Genomic DNA, 14466 nt, shown 5'->3' with positions numbered 1-14466 from the left:
CCATGACCGGCCGCCCCGGCGGCTCCCGACTGACCCGCAGATCCTTCCTCCTCACGCTGTCGGCCGCGGCCCTCACCGCGGCCTGCGGCGGCGGGGAGGACACCCCCGGCGCGGCGCCGTCGAACGCGTCCGCCGGATTCCCGGTCACCATCCCGGGCAAGGAGGGCCAGACGGTCCTCAAGGCCGCGCCGAGCCGGGTCGTCACCGTCGGCTTCATGCGCGACATCGACGAGGCGGTCTCCCTGGGCGTCGTGCCCGTCGCGGTCACCCCCGCGACGAACTTCCCGTCGGGCCTGCCGCCGTGGGTCGAGGCGAAGCTGGGCGGCAAGGCCCCCGAGCAGCTCAGCTACGAGGACAGCCTCCCGTTCGAGAAGATCGCGTCGCTCGCCCCGGATTTGATCCTCGCGACCGACAGCTACAGCCTCTCCGACGACTTCGCCGACCTCACCGCGATCGCTCCGACGCTCTCCTACGAGCAGGACGTCTCCGCCGACAGCTGGCAGACCCGCGTCGCCCGCGTCGGCCAGGCCCTCGGCAAGAGCGACGCCGCCGCCCAGCTCGTCAAGGACGTCAGCGGGAAGATCACCAAGATCAAGGAGGACAACAAGGCCCTGTTCGCGGGCAAGACCTTCACCTTCAGCCTCCTGAACGCCGAAGGCGCCCTCGCCACCGTCACCACCCCCGACGACGCGTCGGCGAAGTTCCTCTCCGAGCTGGGCCTCACCCTGTCGGACAAGGTGACGAGCCTGCCGCAGTCCGGCCCGGCCGGGCGCGCGGTCGTCTCGCAGGAGCGCACCGACGTGCTCGACGCCGACATCGTGCTGTTCTCCTTCCGCAGCGACGAGGAGCGCAAGAAGGTCGAGGGCGACAAGCTCTTCCAGGGCCTGTCCGCGATCAAGCGCGGCGCCTACGTCCCGCTCGACGTCGGCACCGCCCTGTCCATGGCGTTCCCCTCGACGCTCAGCATCCCCTACGCGCTCGACAAGATCGCGCCTCAGCTCGTGGCCGCCGCCGGCAAGGCCTGACCGCACCCGAACACCGCCGCCCGCCCCGCACGACGGGGCGGGCGGCCCGGAGGATTCGACCCATGACCTTCACCACCACGCTTCCCCTGGTCATAGAGGGGACAGGGCCCGTCACCGAGCCGCTGCGCGAGCACCGCGCGAAGCTGCGGGCCGACCTCGTCGAGCACGGCGCGCTGCTGCTGCGCGGCTTCGACGTCGGCGGCGCCGACGGCCTGGAGGCCGCCGTCCGCACCCTGTCGGGCGAGCCGCTCACCTACACCGAGCAGTCCTCGCCGCGCAGCGTCATCAAGGGCAACGTCTACACCTCGACCTCGTACCCGCAGCAGGCCGAGATCCCGCTGCACACCGAGATGTCCTACCAGGCCGTCTGGCCGCTCACCCTCTTCTTCCACTGCGTCGAGCCGCCGCACACCCAGGGCGCGACGCCGCTGTCGGACGTCCGCCGCGTCTACGATCTGATCGACCCGGACGTCCGCGCGGAGTTCGAGGCCCGCCGCTGGCGCGTCGTGCGCACCTACGGCGACGACGTCGGCCTGCGCTGGCGCACCGCGTTCGGCGCGGAGACCCGCGCCGAGGTCGAGGCGCAGTGCGCCCGCGGCGGCCTCACCGCCGAGTGGATCGGCGACGATGGCCTGCGCACCACGGCCGTCCGCGACGCCGTCCACCGCCACCCGGTGACGGGCGCCCCGGTGTGGTTCAACCACATCGTCATCTTCCACGAGAGCAGCCTGGACCCCGACCTCCGCGAGGCCCTCCACGACGCCTACGGCCCCGACGGCTTCCCCAACAACACCTTCTACGGCGACGGCGCCCCCATCCCCGACGACGTCGTCGCCCACCTGCGCCAGTGCTACCGCACCGCCTCCACCCGCTTCGACTACCACCGCGACGACCTCCTCGTCGTCGACAACATGTCCGTGGCCCACGGCCGCGAGCCCTTCACCGGCCCGCGCAAGATCGCCGTGGCCATGGCGGAACCCTCAGGGGAGGGCTGAGCCGGGCCCCGCGTCCGTCCCATGCATGCGCGGACGGACGCGGGGCCCGCTCTGCGGCCCGGCGTCAGGTGCCCGGTGGCTCTTGGAGGACGGCGTAGACCCATTTGCCGGTCGCGGTGCTCTCCAGGCCGTGCGTCACGGAGAGGGACATCACGAGGGGAAGGCCCCAGCCGCCGAAGTCGTGGTCGTCGGGGAGGGCGTCGAGGGCGGCCAGGGTGAGGGAGGCGGGGCGGGCGTCGGGCATGGGTTCATAGTGTGCGCCTTGGCGGTGTCTGGACGGATGCGCGGTGGTCGGACCGATGTTCGGTCCGCGCCGTTCCGGGCCGCGAGCGGGCCGTGAAATCCGTTCAAACCCGAGAAGACGGATAGTGAGAGTCTTGGTACCGTCCGCGCTGGAATTAAGGGATCTGGCTCAAGCCGTCCAGGCCGTCATGAAGGAACGCGGGTGGACACGGACCCGGCTGGGTGAAGCCCTGGGGCGCACGCCGTCGTGGGCGTCGCTGGTGGCCAGTGGGAAGAACGATATGGGGTTCGGCCGCCTTTCCCGGATGCTCGGGCACGTAGGCTACGAACTGGTCATAGGACGCAAACCGGATGAGGCCGAAGTGGAGCGACGCGCGTTCCTCGCGAGCATGGCGACCGTGACCTTTGTCCCTGATGCCAACGGGAACCCCTATCGCGATCCCGATTATGTCGGCCTCATCTCCGATCGGCTCCAGGGATCCTTCTGGGGCTCTGGTGGGCTCACTTCGAGCAGTGACGCAGTGAGGCATCTTCGCCGCCTCCATGGGGCCGTTGCCGGAACGAAGGACATGCGACTCATGAGGGCTGCGTCCTCACTCGCGCGACATGCGGCCTTTGTTCAATTACGACGCGCGGAAGATGCCGGAGGCCCAGAAGGCCGCGCACCTGTCCGTCGTTTACGCTCAGGCCTGTGGCGACCACGAAGGGCAGGCCAACGCGCTCAACTGCCTGTCGACGTTCTACGGCTATGCGCAAGACGGAGAGCGCGCGAGGGTGTACGCCGGTCGTGCGCTGACGGTTCCCGAGCTTTCCCGGGAGCAGGAGGCGCGCGCCTACAGTCGGCTGGGCAGGTCGCTGGGACTGCTCAACGAGAAGCGCCAGGCGATGACCCATCTCGACAAGGCCCGCGAAGTCGGTGAGGATCTGCCGGAGTTCCGGCGGGCCGATCTCGTCGGGAGCGTGGGCGTGGCGCTGTACGAGCAGGGAGACTTCGCCGCGGCGCGGAGTGCACTCGACGAATCCGTCCGCCTGGCGTCGTCCTCTTCGCCGTTCGTCTGGGCCAACTATCTCGCGCGGCTGGTGCAGACGGCTCTGAGGGCGTCCGAACCGGATCTGGCCGTGGAACTCATGGAGACGTTGGGGCGCATCGCTCCGCTGGTCTCCTCCGCGCGTTTGGACACCTATCTCGCCGAGATAGCCGAGCTCTCGCATCCCTTCAGGGGCATGCCCGAGATCGAGCTGATGCGCGAACGGCTGCGAGTCCTCCTCACCTAGGCCGGGTGGACCCGGTGCGCCGCCCATGCTTCCCACAGGCGCGCGTAGCGGCCACCGAAAGCGACGAGTTCGTCGTGGGTGCCGCGTTCGATGATCTCGCCGGAGTCGAGGACGAGGATCAGGTCGGCGTTGCGGGCCTGGGTGAGGCGGTGGGCGACGGTGACCGAGGTGCGGCCGGACAGGACGCGGGCGGCGGCGGTCTCCAGGGCGCGCGAGCCGCTGCTGCCCGCCTCGGCGGTGGCCTCGTCGAGGATCGCGATGGCGGGGTCGGCGAGGACGAGCCGGGCCAGGGCGAGGTGCTGGGCTCGGGCGGCGTCGACGCCGTGGGAGCCTTCGCCGACCTCGGTGTCCAGCCCGCCGGGAAGGGCCTTGGCCCAGGCCGAGAGCCCGGCGGTCTCCAGGGCCGCCCAGAGCTCCTCGTCGGTGGCGTCGGGCGCGGCGAGGCGGAGGTCTTCGGCGAGGGTCCCGGCGAAGACGTGGACCTCCTGGGTGACGAGCGCGACGGTCGCCCGGAGCCGGACCGGGTCGAGATCCGTGGTGGCCGCGCCACCGAGCAGGACGGTTCCGGAGCCGGGCCGGTGCACCCCGGCGATGAGCTTGGCGAGGGTGGTCTTGCCGCCGCCGCTCGCGCCGACGAGCGCCACCGAGCCGCCTTCCGGGATGGTGAAGGAGACGTCCCGGAGCACATCGTGGCCTTCGACGTAGGCGTAGCGCAGCCCGTGGACCTCGATCGACCCTCCGGCGGATTCCGCCGGGAGGTCCGCGGGCTCGCCGCCGGGCAGATCCGTGACGCCGACGAGCCGGGCGAGGCTCGCGGTGGCCGACTGGAGCACGTCCAGCAGGAACAGCACCGAGTTGACGGGGTTGAAGAGGCCCGCGAAGTAAAGCGCCGCGGCGAGGGCCGCGCCGACCTTCACCGCGCCCGAGTCCACGAGGGCGAAGCCGGTCACCAGCACGGCGGACAGGCCGAGGAGTTCGGCGGCGTTGAGCCTGCCGAAGAACCGGGTCTGGAGCAGGGTCACGGTGACGACCGCGCCGATGCTCCGGTCGATCCGCGCGCCGACGAGTCCGACGTGCGCGTCGGCGACGCCGAAGGCCCGGACGGTTCCGGCACCGCTGAGGGAGTCCAGAAGCTGCTGCTGCTCCCCGCCCGCCGCCGCCCTGCGCTCGGCGTAGATCGGGGCGGAGCGCCGCAGGTACCAGCCTGCGGTGAGCGCCTGGATGGGCACGGCGAGGAGGGCGGCGAGCGCGAACCGCCAGTCGAGCGCGGTCAGGCCGAGGAAGGTCAGCGCGAGGACCAGGGCGGACTGGGCGAAGTCGGGCACCGCGGTGCGCACGGCCTCGCCGACCATGGCGATGTCCTCGGTGATCCGCGAGGTGAGGTCACCGGACCCGCCCTGCTCGATCCGTTCCAGCGGCAGCGCGAGCGCCCGTGCGACGAAGTCCTCGCGGATCGCGGCGAGGACCTGCTCGCCGAGCCGGGCGACCGCCCACAGCCCGGCGAACGCGAGCACGCCCTGCCCGATCGCGGCTGCGGCGAGCAGCGCGACGGGTCCGGCCATCGCGTCCGCGGCGCCGGCGAGGGCGAGGTCGGTGATCCGGCCGAGCACCGGCGCGACGACGAGGCTGAGGGCGGCGGCGCCGACCAGGCAGACCGCCGCGAGGAGCACCGGGCCGCGGTGCGGGCGGAGCAGGCCGAGGACGACGGCGCGGGTCCGGGCGCCGTCGGCGATCGGGAGGAGCACCGGGGATGCCTGACTCATGTGAGGACCAGTTCGCGGTAGTCGGGTCGGGTGTCGAGGAGCTCGCCGTGCGGTGCCGAGGCCGCCACCGTGCCGCCGCGGAGAAGGACGACGCGATCGGCCGCGGCGAGGAGCGCGGGGCTCGACGTGATGAGGATCGTGGTGCGGCCCGCGCGCAGGGACCTGAGCCCGTCGCCGATGCCGGCCTCGGTGACGGTGTCGACCGCGTTCGTCGGGTCGTGGAGGACGAGCACGGGAGGGTCGGCGTGCAGGGCGCGGGCGAGCGCGACGCGCTGGCGCTGCCCGCCGGACAGGGAGCCGCCGCGCTCTGAGACACGGGTGGCGAGGCCGTCGGGCAGCGCGGAGGCCACTTCGTCGGCGCGGGCGGCCCGGACCGCGGCGGTCGGGTCGCCGCCGCGTCCGGCGTCGATGTTGGCGGCGACGGTGCCCTCGAACAGAGCGGCCTCGTGCGGGACGGCGAGGATCGCGCTGCGCAGGGCCTCTGGTGCGAGGTCGGCGAGTGGGACGCCGTCGAGGAGGATCCGGCCCTTCTCGGGGTCGGTCTCGCGGCCGAGGTAGCGGACGAGCGAGCTCGCCGCCTCCGGGTCGTTGCAGTACACCGCGACGGTCTCGCCCGCCGCGACGGTGAACTCCGCCCCGTGCAGCCCGCCGCCCGCGAGCCCGCGCACACCGATCTCGCCCCTGACCGGCGAGGCCGGAACGCCGTGGCCTTCCGGCGTGGCGTGTGCGGCGTGCAGGACACCGGCGATCCGCCCGGCGGACGCGCGGCCCGCGGCGAGCGCCGCGGTGATGTCCCCGAACACGCTGAGCGGCCCGACGAGGAACTGGGCGAGACCCACGGCGGACGCCAACTCGCCGACGCTGATCGTTCCCTGGGCGGCCATCCGTCCGCCCACGAGGGCGATGAGCGCGAGGAACAGTCCGTTGATCGCGACGACGGCGCCGGAGTAGACGGCCTCGACGCGGGTCGTGGCGAGGCTGGCGCCGAGGGAGTCGCGGCTGACGGCCCGGTACCTGGCCAGGCCCGCGCGCTCGGCGCCCAGCCCCTTGAGCACGCGCACTCCGCGCACGAGGTCGACCGCGACGGCCGCGGCCCACGCCGCGCGCTCCTGCTGCTCGACGGTCCGCCGCTCCAGGGGCGCACTCAGCCGGTTCACCAGGAACAGAAGCGGCGGTGTCCCCAGCAGGATGAGCAGTCCCAGCGGAACCGACGCCAGGAGGAGCCAGACCGCCGCCACGAGCATCCCGGCGATGGCGGCGACGAGGTGCGGGATGCGGAAGTTCATCATCGTCGTGCGCCGGACGTCGGCGGTGGCGATGCTGACCAGCGCGCCCGGCAGCAGGTCGGCGCGCGCGGTGCCGCGGGGGTGCAGGGCCCGCGCGGTGACGGCGAGGCGCAGGCCGCGGTCGGCGCGCACGCCCGCCTGGGTGCCGACGCGCATGCCGAACCGCCACGCCAGCGACAGGACGGTGAAGTCGACGGCCAGGACGGCGAGCCAGAACAGCAGTGCGCCGACGTCGCCGGTGTAGGTCGCCTTGTCGATGACGACGCCGATCAGCACGGGGACGAGCGCCTCGCCGCCCTGGTGCGCGGCGAACAGGGCCGAGGCGGCGAGGATGCGCCACCGCTGCCCGCCCATCGACCGCCTGAGGACCGCGGAGCCCGAAGCACTCACGCGGGACACCATCGGGTCACGCTCTGCCTCCCGAAGCGTTCCTGAACTATTGTTAGCCTAACCTTAGTTGCTACAGGACTGTAGAAGAAAGCGGGTGGGCAGTGGCAGGTGGTACCACGGTGCTCGACGCCCGCGCGGACTCCGCGCCTCCTCGCTCCTCGCGTACCGCACTGCTCGCCTCGGGCCTGCTCGTCGGGGCTCTGCTCCTTGTCGTGCTGTGCGCGGTGAGCCTCGCCGTAGGCGCCCGCGACATCCCGTTGCACACCGTGTGGGAGGCGCTGCAGCGCGACGACGGGAGCGAGGCCGCCCACATCGTGCGGGAACTCCGGCTGCCGCGGACGGTCCTGGCCGTCATCGTCGGCGCCGCCCTCGGCCTCGGCGGCGCGCTGATGCAGGCGCTCACCCGCAACCCGCTCGCCGATCCCGGCCTGCTCGGCGTCGAGATGGGCGCGGCGATGGCCGTCGTCGTCGCGATCTCCCTGCTCGGCATCACCCAGGCGTGGGTCTACGTCTGGTTCGCGCTCGCGGGCTCGGCCGTCACCTCTGTCGTGGTGTACGTGCTCGGCGCCAGCGGCCGGGCCGTCAACCCCGAGCGGATGGTCCTGGCGGGCTCGGCCGTCACCGCGGCGCTGAGCGCGTTCGTCGCGGCGCTGCTGCTGGTCGACGGCCAGGCCTTCGACCGGTACCGCTTCTGGGTCGTCGGCTCGCTCGCCAGGCGGGAGCTCTCGCTGGTGTGGGAGGTGGGCCCGCTCCTCGCCGTCGGCGCCTTCATCGCGTTCTCGCTCGGTCGGGGTCTCAACGCACTGGCGCTCGGTGAGGAGACCGGCAAGGCCCTCGGGGTCCGGTCCGGCACCGTCCGCTGGGCGGGGGCGCTCGCGATCACCCTGCTGTGCGGCGGCGCCACCGCCATCGCCGGGCCCATCGGGTTCATCGGGCTCGCCGTGCCGCACATGGCCCGGCTGGTCACCGGCCCCGACAACCGCTGGGTGCTGCCGTACTCCGCGGTGCTCGCCGCGGCCCTCATCGTCGCCGCCGACACCGTCGGCCGCATCGTCGCCGCACCCACGGAAGTGGAGGTCGGGATCGTCATGGCGTTCCTCGGCGCGCCCGTCTTCATCGCGCTCTGCCGCCGCCGCAGGATCGCGCAGCTGTGACCGGCCGCACGGTGCACGACACCGATCTCCGCATCCCGGGCTGGACCTTCCGCGCGGCCTCGGGAAGGGTCTCGGCCAGGGTCGCCCCGCGCTCGTTCGCCACGGGCTGCGTGCTGCTCGCCGCCTTGCTCGCGGCCTCCGTCGTCGCGCTCATGACCGGCGACTATCCGGCGACGCCCGGCGAGATAGTGCGGACGCTGGTGGGGGACGGGCCGCCCGGCCTCGAGGTCGTCCTCGGACGGTTCCGGCTGCCCCGGCTGCTCGTCGCGATCGGCGTCGGGATCGGCCTCGGGGCCGCGGGGGCGATCTTCCAGAGCCTCGCGCGCAACCCGCTCGGGAGTCCGGAGGTCATCGGCTTCACCACCGGCGCGAGCACCGGGGCGCTCCTGGTGCTCCTGGTGCTCCCGGCCACCGCGCTCGGTGCTCCGGCGGGCGCGGTCCTGGGCGGCCTGGTGACCGCGGCCATCGTCTACTCCCTGGCCTTCAAACGCGGAGTGCAGGGCGACCGCCTCGTCCTCGTCGGCATCGGCGTGAACGCGGTGCTCTTCGCCGCCAACGGGTTCCTGATGAGCCGTGCCTCCCTTGAGGAGGCGCAGGACGCCCGTGTGTGGCTCATCGGCAGCGTCAACGGCCGCAGCTGGGAGTCCGTCGGGCCGCTGTGGGCGATGCTGCCGGTGCTCCTCGCCGCGGCGCTGGCGTTGAGCCGCAAGACCGCGGTCATGGAGATGGGCGACGAGGCGGCCATCGCGCTCGGCGTCCCGGTCGAACGCGTCAGGCTGGGCCTCGTGGTGTGCGGCGTCGGGCTCACCGGCGCGGCCGTCGCCGCGGCCGGCCCGGTCGTGTTCGTGGCGCTCGCCGCGCCGCAGATCGCGCGGCGGCTCGCCAGGTGCGGCGCGCCGCCGCTGCTGCTGGCGGCGCTCACCGGCGCGCTGCTGATGGTCCTGGCCGACCTCGCGGCCCAGCGCCTTTTCGCGCCGACCCAGCTGCCCGTCGGCGTCGCCACCGGCGCGGTCGGCGGGATCTATCTCATGTGGTTGCTCAGCCGGGAATGGCGCAAGGGAGGATGACCGTGACGACGATGAAGGAAGCCGCGCCCATCACGGCCCGGCTGCGGGCCGACGGCGTGACGCTCGCCTATGACGAGCGGGTCGTGGCCCGGGAACTGGGCCTGGACATCCCCGACGGGTCGTTCACCGTGATCATCGGGCCGAACGCGTGCGGTAAGTCCACCCTGCTCAAGGCGCTCGCCCGCATCACCCGCCCGGCGGCGGGCTCGGTGCTGCTCGACGGCGCCGCGATCACGTCGATGCCCACCCGCAAGGTCGCCCGGCAGGTCGGGCTGCTGCCGCAGAGCTCGACGGCGCCGACCGGCATCCTCGTCGCCGACCTCGTCGCGCGCGGCCGCTACCCGCACCAGCGGATGCTGCGCCAGTGGTCGGTGGAGGACGAGCGCTGCACGCGGGAGGCGATGAGCCGGACCGGCGTGGACGGCCTCGCCGACCGCCACGTGGACGAGCTGTCCGGCGGGCAGCGCCAGCGGGTGTGGCTGGCGATGGTCCTCGCCCAGCGGACCCCGATCGTGCTGCTGGACGAGCCGACGACGTTCCTCGACGTCGCGCACCAGATCGAGGTGCTCGACCTGTGCGCCGATCTGCACGAGGAGGGCGGCAGCACGCTCGTCCTCGTGCTGCACGACATCAACCAGGCCTGCCGCTACGCCACGAATCTCGTGGTGATGAGCGACGGCGCCGTCGTGGCCCAGGGCGTCCCGGACGAGATCCTCACCGAGGACCTCGTCCGGGAGGTGTTCGGGCTGCCCTGCCGGGTGATCCCCGACCCCGAGACCGGCACCCCGATGGTCGTCCCGCGGGCCCGGGCGGGCCGGGCGGGCCGGGCGGCCCAGGTGAGGTGACCGCCCCCGACCAGGCGAAGCGCCCCGCCGGATCGGCGTTGGCCGGGCGCTAACCTTCCGCCGACTAGCTTGAGCGGGATCCCGACCGAACAGGATTTCGCGCATGCCCGTGCTCGCCGTCAACCCGCTCGACGCCCATGCGATGGTCGCCTCCTTCGGCGCCGGGGGAGTCGGGGCGATCCTCATGGTGCTGTCCGCGGCCCCGGTCGCGCTGGAGCTGCGCCGTGCGCGCCGGGCCTGATCACGGTGGTCGGCCCCCTGTCGGATGACCGGCCGCGCGTCTGCGCGCCGGGACACCGGAATAACATGAGGTCATGGCGCGGCTACTCGTAGTGGAGGACGACGAGACCATCGGTGAGGTGCTCGAGTCCAGGCTCCGGGCCCAGGACCATGCCGTGGTGTGGGAGCGGACGGGTCGGGGCGCGCTGCGTGCGGCCGGAGCCGACTTCTTCGATCTGGTGCTGTTGGACCTTGGTCTGCCGGACGTCGACGGTGTCGAGGTGTGTCGTCGGCTGCGCGGGATTCAGCCGGGTTGTGTGCTGGTCATGCTGACGGCGCGGCAGGACGAGATGGACGTCGTGCTCGGTCTGGAGGCGGGGGCGGACGATTACCTGACCAAGCCGTTCGGGTTCGCCGCCCTGCTCGCGCGGATCCGCGCGCACCTGCGGCGCGGGGTGCCGGATCCGCCGGCGTCCGCGCGGATCTCCGTCGGCGACCTCGTGGTGGACACCGCGGCCCGCCGCTGCACGGTCCTCGGCCGCGAACTCGACCTGCGGCCCAAGGAGTTCGATCTGCTGGCCCGGCTGGCCGTCGACGCGGGCACGGCGCTGACCAGGGAGCAGCTCATGGACGACGTGTGGGACGTGAACTGGCACGGTTCCACCAAGACCCTGGACGTCCATGTGGCGGCGCTGCGCGGCAAGCTCGCGGCGGCCGCCGAGCGATGGGACGCCGTACTGCCCGGGATCGTCACCCTGCGCGGTCACGGCTACCGGCTGGAGGGCCCGGGGGACCGGCCCGTCACAGCTCCCGCAGGATCGTGACCGAGGGCCTGCGGGCCGGCCGCACGGTCGCCGCCGAGACGGCGGCCAGGTAGGGCCAGGGCACCGCCAGTGCGGCCGGTGCCTGCTCGGGATCGACGGTGAGGCCGCCGTGTCCCACCGGACGCCGAGGTCCTCAGCAGCCGTTGACGGTCCGATGCCGCCTCACCGAACCTGCGTCCCCGCCTGGAACGCCGAGTCCAGTAGCTGGTGGAGATCAATGGCGGCCTCGCCCGTCCAGACGATCGAACTCGCCGCGAACGCGAGTGGGAACAGCCCTGCCCAGGGCGGTAGCGGCCGGCGGTCGGGGGAGAGCAGGGACCTGACGCGGCGGGGCACCGCCCCCGGGCGCGCCAGGTAGAGACCGGCGGCGGGCGCCGTCGCGTGCGAGGCCAGAGCCGCGGTCGCGATGGCGTTCGCCACGGTTCGGCGGCTGCCGATCTCGGCCGCGGCCCGCTCGTCGGCATCGCGCTCCACGAGGTAGCCGACACGGCGCGCGACCCACAGCAGCGCGGGATGGACGGCCCCGGCGAGGTCGGCGAGCAGTACCAGCCGGTGGTGCCCGGCCTCCAGATGCGCCTGCTCGTGCGCCAGCAGTGCCGCGTACTGGGTGTCGGTGAGCCTGTCGCGCATTCCGCTGGTGACCACGATCCGGCCTGGGCTGCCCGGCACCGCGAAGGCGTCGGGCGAAGGCTCCTCCAGGAGGACGATGTGCTGCTCGTCCGGGAGCGCCGCGAGCGTTCGTGCGACGGAGCGCCCGTAACGGTGCCGGTGCCAGGTCCGCCAGGCCGCGATGGCACACCCTGGGAGCAGTGCCACCGAAAGCCATGAGACCCACGGGACATGCGCGGTGTCGGCGAGGACGGTGTCGTGCGACCAGCCGAACCGGGCGCCGACAGAGGGAAGCTCCGCGAGGGCCTTCGCGGCGAAGAGCACAAGGTTGATCACCGAAGAGAACGCGGCTCCCACGGCCGACCAGGCGAGCACCGCGGCCCCGGTTCCGGGCCGTAGCCTTCCCGAGACCAGGACGCCACCGGTCACCACGAGCACCGGAGCGATCAGCACAGACCAGGCGAAATGATCGAACACGCAGCCAGTGTGCCATCATGCCGGGGATGCGCCGATAGAGTGTAAAGGTGAGTAGCCTCTCGTCACCCGGCCCTGACCAGGGAAGTGGTCGGCGACCGTCGGGCCAGCTCGAACGACAGATCATGACGATGCTCACCGAGGCGGACCGCGGTCTCACGCCGCGAGAGGTGCGCGACCGCCTACCGGAACTCGCCTACAGCACCGTCGTCACCATCCTCACCCGCCTGCACGAAAAGGGCGTCGTCGCCCGCCGCCGCGACGGCCGCGCCTACCGGTACGTGGCGACCTCCGACACGGCGGGCCTCGTAGCCGGCCGCATGAACCGCCTCCTGTCCGACGAATCCGACCACGCCTCGGTCCTCCGGCGCTTCGTCGGCTCCCTCGACCGCCAGGACGAACAACTCCTCCGCGACCTCCTCCGCGAATCCGAAGACTGACCCCCGGGCGCTGCTCCCCGCGCCGTCATGCGGGGGAGGTCGCACTGGTTCTGGGCTCATTCGCCATGAGGCGGTGCGCCCCTCCGCGAACAGATCAATCGGCGAAGCCGTTGAAGGTCCCTTCCAGGGCGTCGGCGAGGTGATGTCGCGTTCGCCGGAAGCGGCAGATGATGGAGAGGCTGCCGCGGCCCGTTCTTCGCGAGAGTGGAGCAGGCCGGTCGTGGACGGATGCGCATGAGGATGCCGGGTGGAACGCATGCGTTGCTGTTTCTCGGGAGGCGGGTGAGGGGGTCGGCGGCGGAGTCTCTTGGGGAGACTCCGCCGCTTTGGTCGCAGGGCCCGGGTTCAGGGCATCGTGCCGTTGGACCCGGGCCCTGCCGGGATGCCGGTGCGCTACAGGCGCGTACCGGTGGTCAGTGCCGCGAAAGCCGCACCGCCGCCCACCCGGGCGATGCCGACGCCGGCACGAACCAGCCAGACCGTCTGCCGGATCCAGGTGACACCCGCTCGCATCTTGCTCAACCCCCCATGTGAGAACCCCTACAAGGCGACGCGACGCAGCGCTTCATCGATCCGCCATGACTGCTTCTCGGTCCCCGCACTGGTCGCGTCGCCACTAAGGGAAGCAGATTTTATGCTTGCTCGAACCGACATTGCCCAGATGTCATATGCGAGTTGTCAGTGCCCTTCCTGCATAGAGATTCCCACCTCGCTTACGAAAGAAGGTGCTTCAGTATGAATCGACCGGTTTCCCGCCTGGTTCGTGCGGAGGAAGCCCGGCGAATCGGCGAGTCGGCGCGGAAGAAGAGGGAGGTCTTTCAGGTAGCGAATGGCGGCTTGGGGGATCGGGTCCGAGGGGCTTCGAATGATGATTCGCCGCACCATCGGTCGGCGCTCGCCGTTTCGTCGGGGTCCGCGCGCCGAGCCGCCTGCCGGGCGGTCCTCGGGGGGGGGTCAGAAGGCCCGGGTGTTCGGGGTGGTGGGGAGGACTTCCAGGGAGGGGGCGGTGAGGAGGGCGTCGATGAGTGAGGCGGGGCCTGCGACGTGGGTGGAGTCGAGGTCGATTTCGGTGGCTACGCACCAGGACCGGTCGCGGGGCCAGCAGAAGTTGGGGGACTGCTCGAAGAGGAAGCCGCCGGCGTCGGTGGAGCCGATGAGGGAAGCGGCTCGGAGGGGGCCGGTGAGCAGGAGGAACTCGCGGCCCGGCATGTGGACGAGGGGGGCGTCCGAGGCGTTGGCGAGGTAGTCGGCGGGCGGGGTGGGGCGGGACGGCTCTGGTGGTCTGCGGGCGAGACCGATGGCGGTCATGACCGTGCTCTGGGACGGGTCCAGCCATCCGTAGCCGTTCCAGACGCAGAACCAGCACTCGTCGGGGGTGCTCGTGTGATCGGCCAGGATGGCGCAGAGGGTCGCCAATTCGGGTTCGGGGAGGCTCCCGTCGCGGGGGACCCCGGTGAAGGGGCGAGGTGCGGAGCGCGCGCGGCGCCGCTTCGACGAGGGGCGCGGGCCGGCGCCGCGGAGGGGCTTCGACAAGCTGCCGAACTGCGTCTCCGGGGTCAGGTCGTGGCCTGACCAGCGGGCGACCTCGCTCCACCGGACGCGTCTGCCGGAACCTTCGGCCGGGTGAAGGATACGGGCATAGGCCGCATACCCTCGGGGCAGGAGTGACGCGACGGTGTACTCCGCGTGGTCGAGCGCTTCCACGAGCCAGTCGGCGGCCCGCACGTCCTGGGCGATGACGGGGAACCGGTGACCGGGATCCGACATCCATGCTCCTCTCCCGGCGGGATCCGCGGCGCGACGTGCGAGAACACGCGCCGCGGCACTCCGCACGGTAGCACTGACCCGCCCGGCCGC

The 14466-nt window shown here is 72.3% G+C and carries 15 protein-coding genes; 9 read left to right on the top strand and 6 right to left on the bottom strand.

The genetic code is table 11. From position 1 onward, the window contains the following. Positions 1 to 2: 2 nt before the first annotated feature. Both EDD29_RS23710 and EDD29_RS23705 read left to right on the top strand, forming a co-directional pair. On the top strand, positions 3 to 1025 hold the full coding sequence (locus EDD29_RS23710; protein ID WP_246053435.1) for an ABC transporter substrate-binding protein: 1023 nt from the start codon (positions 3 to 5) through the stop codon (positions 1023 to 1025). Positions 1026 to 1087: 62 nt separating this feature from the next. Continuing rightward, the gene (locus EDD29_RS23705) at positions 1088 to 2020 is read left to right on the top strand and encodes a TauD/TfdA family dioxygenase (protein ID WP_123666520.1); all 933 of its coding nucleotides are present in this window, start codon (positions 1088 to 1090) and stop codon (positions 2018 to 2020) included. Between the two features lie 64 nt (positions 2021 to 2084). On the opposite strand, the gene EDD29_RS23700 is transcribed toward EDD29_RS23705, so the two are convergent. Further along, a complete protein-coding gene (locus tag EDD29_RS23700; RefSeq protein WP_123666519.1) occupies positions 2085 to 2264 on the bottom strand; it encodes a hypothetical protein in 180 nt (59 codons plus the stop codon). A 614-nt stretch (positions 2265 to 2878) separates the two neighbouring features. On the opposite strand from EDD29_RS23700, the gene EDD29_RS23695 reads away from it, so the two are divergent. Beyond that, a complete protein-coding gene (locus EDD29_RS23695; RefSeq protein ID WP_148086064.1) occupies positions 2879 to 3538 on the top strand; it encodes a tetratricopeptide repeat protein in 660 nt (219 codons plus the stop codon). Here EDD29_RS23695 and EDD29_RS23690 read toward each other — a convergent pair. Then, positions 3535 to 5301: an ABC transporter ATP-binding protein gene (locus EDD29_RS23690; protein ID WP_123666517.1), complete on the bottom strand. Its 1767-nt coding sequence runs from the start codon at positions 5299 to 5301 to the stop codon at positions 3535 to 3537. The genes EDD29_RS23695 and EDD29_RS23690 overlap by 4 nt on opposite strands. After that, positions 5298 to 6977, bottom strand: coding sequence for an ABC transporter ATP-binding protein (locus EDD29_RS23685; RefSeq protein WP_170201534.1), 1680 nt, complete (start codon positions 6975 to 6977; stop codon positions 5298 to 5300). Before EDD29_RS23685 ends, EDD29_RS23690 begins: the two co-directional genes overlap by 4 nt. 101 nt (positions 6978 to 7078) lie before the next feature. Between EDD29_RS23685 and EDD29_RS23680 the strand changes: the two genes are divergently transcribed. The 5 genes from EDD29_RS23680 (at position 7079) to EDD29_RS23665 (ending at position 11086) form a co-directional block, all read left to right on the top strand. Continuing rightward, on the top strand, positions 7079 to 8131 hold the full coding sequence (locus tag EDD29_RS23680) for a FecCD family ABC transporter permease (protein ID WP_211359863.1): 1053 nt from the start codon (positions 7079 to 7081) through the stop codon (positions 8129 to 8131). Further along, positions 8128 to 9198 carry a FecCD family ABC transporter permease gene (locus tag EDD29_RS23675; protein ID WP_246052965.1) on the top strand — a complete coding sequence of 357 codons (1071 nt, stop codon included), beginning with the start codon at positions 8128 to 8130 and terminating at the stop codon, positions 9196 to 9198. The genes EDD29_RS23680 and EDD29_RS23675 overlap by 4 nt, the downstream gene beginning before the upstream one ends. Before the next feature lie 11 nt (positions 9199 to 9209). Beyond that, the gene (locus EDD29_RS23670) at positions 9210 to 10043 is read left to right on the top strand and encodes an ABC transporter ATP-binding protein (RefSeq protein ID WP_211360330.1); all 834 of its coding nucleotides are present in this window, start codon (positions 9210 to 9212) and stop codon (positions 10041 to 10043) included. Between the two features lie 103 nt (positions 10044 to 10146). Next, the gene (locus tag EDD29_RS45620; protein WP_170201533.1) at positions 10147 to 10284 is read left to right on the top strand and encodes a hypothetical protein; all 138 of its coding nucleotides are present in this window, start codon (positions 10147 to 10149) and stop codon (positions 10282 to 10284) included. A gap of 73 nt (positions 10285 to 10357) precedes the next feature. Continuing rightward, positions 10358 to 11086 (top strand): response regulator transcription factor, encoded by a 729-nt coding sequence (locus tag EDD29_RS23665; protein WP_123666514.1) that lies wholly within the window; start codon positions 10358 to 10360, stop codon positions 11084 to 11086. Here EDD29_RS23665 and EDD29_RS45615 read toward each other — a convergent pair. Beyond that, entirely contained in the window at positions 11064 to 11204 is a 141-nt protein-coding gene (locus EDD29_RS45615) for a hypothetical protein (RefSeq protein ID WP_170201532.1), read from the bottom strand. The genes EDD29_RS23665 and EDD29_RS45615 overlap by 23 nt on opposite strands. 44 nt (positions 11205 to 11248) lie before the next feature. After that, positions 11249 to 12172: a M56 family metallopeptidase gene (locus EDD29_RS23660; protein WP_123666513.1), complete on the bottom strand. Its 924-nt coding sequence runs from the start codon at positions 12170 to 12172 to the stop codon at positions 11249 to 11251. Between the two features lie 47 nt (positions 12173 to 12219). Between EDD29_RS23660 and EDD29_RS23655 the strand changes: the two genes are divergently transcribed. Further along, the gene (locus EDD29_RS23655) at positions 12220 to 12609 is read left to right on the top strand and encodes a BlaI/MecI/CopY family transcriptional regulator (RefSeq protein ID WP_281280927.1); all 390 of its coding nucleotides are present in this window, start codon (positions 12220 to 12222) and stop codon (positions 12607 to 12609) included. A gap of 954 nt (positions 12610 to 13563) precedes the next feature. Here EDD29_RS23655 and EDD29_RS23650 read toward each other — a convergent pair. Further along, positions 13564 to 14376, bottom strand: coding sequence for a hypothetical protein (locus EDD29_RS23650; protein WP_123666511.1), 813 nt, complete (start codon positions 14374 to 14376; stop codon positions 13564 to 13566). Between the last annotated feature and the right edge of the window lie 90 nt (positions 14377 to 14466).

The organism is Actinocorallia herbida (assembly GCF_003751225.1).
Taxonomy (GTDB): domain Bacteria; phylum Actinomycetota; class Actinomycetes; order Streptosporangiales; family Streptosporangiaceae; genus Actinocorallia; species Actinocorallia herbida.
This window is presented reverse-complemented; position numbering and strand designations above follow the sequence as displayed.